Genomic DNA, 3,593 nt, shown 5'->3' with positions numbered 1-3,593 from the left:
TAGTAGGTACCACTTGAAGTACGCCAAGTTCCTGAGCCATCATTATATTGCAACTTATAATAAGTGGCACTAGATGAAGCTCCCCAAGCTAAATTGATAGTGGTACCAGAAGCCGATGCACTTGGTGTTCCTGGGGTGCTAGGAACAGAAGCGTGGGAGGAAACAGATAGCAACAAAAATAGACTAGCGAACACGCTCTTTATTCTCATTTTTTTATCAAAAAAGTAAAATACGTTATCAAGCATTACTGTGACTCCGCCACTGAACTACCAAGTAAATCTGTATAAATGTATATCAGGCGACGAGTATAAATCATTTTTAACACATCCTTATTCACTGAGTTGTTCCTTTAAATTTTGTGGTGCTGCAAGGGGGGTAATGTTTATTGGCGCTTCAATAAACAGACTAGCATCTGTAGGGTATCGGTTGTTTGCCAAGTCTGTGCAATACCACTGTGTAGTTTTTACGCCGATGGAATAAAATATCACTTCAGTTGAATTACCTGATGGTTCAAAAGTCTGCGCTTCAGTTCCTTCACCTAATATTCCTGTGCAGTTTTCTACATTCGATATATTCCACGTAAAGGTCGACTTTTCTCCAACAATCGCACTAGATGTTTGCCATGCAAATGAGATCTCTTCAGGTTCAAGTACATTATCATCGAATACTTCAATAATTCTCGCTCCTGACTCAGGACCACAACCTGCATCATTACACCCTTGTACCCTAATAATGATGACTTCATCTTTATCGTAAGAGACGGTTGTGCTTGTTCCTTCAACACCACTAATAGTTTGATATACCTCTTCTCCAGCCTCTCCTGATTTAACTAATACTGTGTAATCATCAGCATCGGGCATGTTATTCCAACTGACGGTAAAGGTACTATTAACCACTGCATCACTTGGGCCCAATACCCCTGTGACTTTATTCGGTAAAGTTGGAGCTTCAACAGTTACTGTTTTAGTATCTGAATAATACCCACAACCCAGTCCAGTGCGGCACACCCTAATTTTGTACGTGTAGTTTCCAACCGTTTTTCCCGTTCTTTGTAAGGAACGGCCGGTTCCCGAATATTTGGCAACATTGTTTTCGTAAAGCTCATATCTTGCTATGTCACCAAAGTCGTTTTCATCAGACCAAGAAACCGTATAACTTCCATCAGTATTTGTACTAGGAGCTGTTAGTGTAGGTATTGGGAAAACGGTTACCGTATTAGACTCTTTCCAACTTGAGCATCCCCTGCTATCACAGACCCTTATCCTATATTTCGTGGTTCTCGGTGGCTGATTAGCAAAAGTAACCGAAGTGTTATAGTGTATTTGTAAATTTGAATTCCAATTTCCGTTGTTAATTTTATATTGTCGTTCATAACGGTCACTACCACTTACCGCTGACCATGATATTCTAATATCATCACCATTAATTATTGATGCGGTCACGTTTGATGGAGCATAGGGCAAAGATGGAATTGTTACTGAATTTGATTCTTTCCAACCTGAACAACTGCTACTATCACAAGCTCTTATTCTATATTGCGTAGTTCTTGCAGGCTGATTGGTAAAAGTTACAACTGTGTTGTAATGCGTTTGGAGATTAGAATTCCAACCACTGTTATTAAGATTGTATTGTCGCTCATATCTCTTCGCCCCACTTACTGCTGACCATGATATTCTTATATCATCACCGTTAATTATTAATGCATTTACTGTTGACGGTACTGTCGGAATCGCTGAAGCGCGAAAAGATAGCGTAGAAAAAATCACAAGATTAACAACTATGAAAAATAGTTTTTTTGATAACGTCATTTCAATTATTTTCATCAAATATTCCAGCAACACACTTTTGACAAACGTAGGTAAAGTTATTGCTCTAATGAATTGGAACAGCATATATTTCCTTTTGCAATCACAGAGGCGAGCAACATTAAAGTGAAATTGAGCACATAAGGCTCAGCACACTTTGTTATGTTTGGATTTCATCAAGATGCGCTACTGAACAGTAGTCACCGTTGCGCTTATCCATTAAGCAACACTCACAGCAATATTTCGGGTGTTTAATTTTCCATGCGGTAAGTATGTTTCTCCCTCGGAGGGAAGTCAATAAGTGTTATTTGGGGTTTGTATTTAAAAGTTGTGTTTTATTTGCAATATTACTGGGTTGACAGGTGTATAGGGAATAGACGGAAATTACATCGTCCTATGGCGTTTAGTTATAACTACTTGGCGAAACGTGCAGTATGTGGAAAGGGCAATGGACAGTGAAAAAATCTGAGTTAGTTAACGCAGATTTACAAGGCATCATAGCCCGACATAAAGTCGCCGCTGATAAATTGAATAAAAGGTTTTGATGGCGCTAACATGAGTTGTCTTAGACAGCCTTTTTTGTTCTCAAGGCCGTTTATTTCGGCTCTAACCCCTTTTATTTTTTATCATCATTGCCTAAACAAAGCTGTTTGATACTGCTATCGCTGAAGGCAAATTTTTCTCTATTTCCAATATCCTTAGTTTCCGAATGTATTGAATAAACACAGTTGTCGCCGTTTTTAGTGATATAGAGAAATGCGCTATTTTGTTGGATGAAATAGGCATCCTTGTTTTCAAGAACAATTTCGCCCATAACCTTTTTACCTTTGATGGTAACCTGAGTGCATTGGCGTATACGCTTTTGCGTCATCATTTCTTCACTAAGCACCCTACATGGTGGATTATCCATTTCTCTATCAATGTAGGCAGCGCCGAGTAAGTAGCCCATTACAGAAGGTAATAACAACACAGCAATCGCGGTGAACATCAAGTACCACGCTGCTGCACCGATAAATGCAACTATTACCCCAAACACCCCTCCTGCAATTGAGGAAAACCAATAAGACTTTAATATACGCTCACTAACGGCATTAGGAGAAAAATCGACTATATTGAGTTTCTTTTTGACCGTCTTTTTGTTCTTGAACAGATAACTAGCCACAAAACCTAAGACCAAGAAAATCACGGCAATCCACAACGTCTTTGGTAAGAGTTGCCAAAAACTCATCTCTGCGAATCGGTTGAACGCAAAAAAGAAACCCAATACAGCAGAATTAAAAACCTCTCGTATTTCGTAGTTACCGGAAAGGTTGCCTAAATTCATAGACATAATCATGCCTTTCTGGAAGGAAACACCAAAAATACCAGCGATGATAGCTATCAAGCCGATTAGCTTAGCGAACCACTCAATTGTGTATTTTCCGGTTATATTTTCTTCACTTTCCATGAACTACTACTCCATAAGTTATTTAATTGAACCCAATACAAAAAACGAAAACCGTTTTATCAAAGGAAAAAAAGCCCCTTTCGGGGCTTTGCTGGTTAACTAACGGTGATTTTTGAAGCCAATGGAAATCAACGTCTACAACCCCTTTTATTAAACAAAAATAGCCTACACCTTATCGGCATAGACTATTTAATTCGGCTCTGACCCCTTTTATTTACTTTATTATTTTGGGTGTCTAGATTGGTTATTTTATTTTTGTTCCAATGTACTCAAAACTTCCTCAATACTCCTAAATCCATTATCAACATCTGCCATTATTGACACGGAATACTCATAATCCC

General features: G+C 38.7%; 3 protein-coding genes. All 3 read right to left on the bottom strand.

Going from position 1 to position 3,593, the window contains the following annotated elements; genetic code table 11:
* Positions 1–245 (bottom strand): hypothetical protein (locus ACSHXM_RS21310; protein ID WP_435692348.1); only part of this gene is annotated, 245 nt, incomplete at its 3' end.
* Between the two features lie 84 nt (positions 246–329).
* The gene (locus tag ACSHXM_RS21305; protein ID WP_435692346.1) at positions 330–1,823 is read right to left on the bottom strand and encodes a hypothetical protein; all 1,494 of its coding nucleotides are present in this window, start codon (positions 1,821–1,823) and stop codon (positions 330–332) included.
* A gap of 598 nt (positions 1,824–2,421) precedes the next feature.
* Positions 2,422–3,252 carry a hypothetical protein gene (locus ACSHXM_RS21300; protein ID WP_435692344.1) on the bottom strand — a complete coding sequence of 277 codons (831 nt, stop codon included), beginning with the start codon at positions 3,250–3,252 and terminating at the stop codon, positions 2,422–2,424.
* Positions 3,253–3,593 lie beyond the last annotated feature (341 nt).

It is taken from the genome of Paraglaciecola sp., assembly GCF_051252315.1.
Classification (GTDB): Bacteria; Pseudomonadota; Gammaproteobacteria; order Enterobacterales; family Alteromonadaceae; genus Paraglaciecola.
Note: the sequence above shows the minus strand (reverse complement) of the source record. Positions and strands in the feature narration are given on the sequence as shown.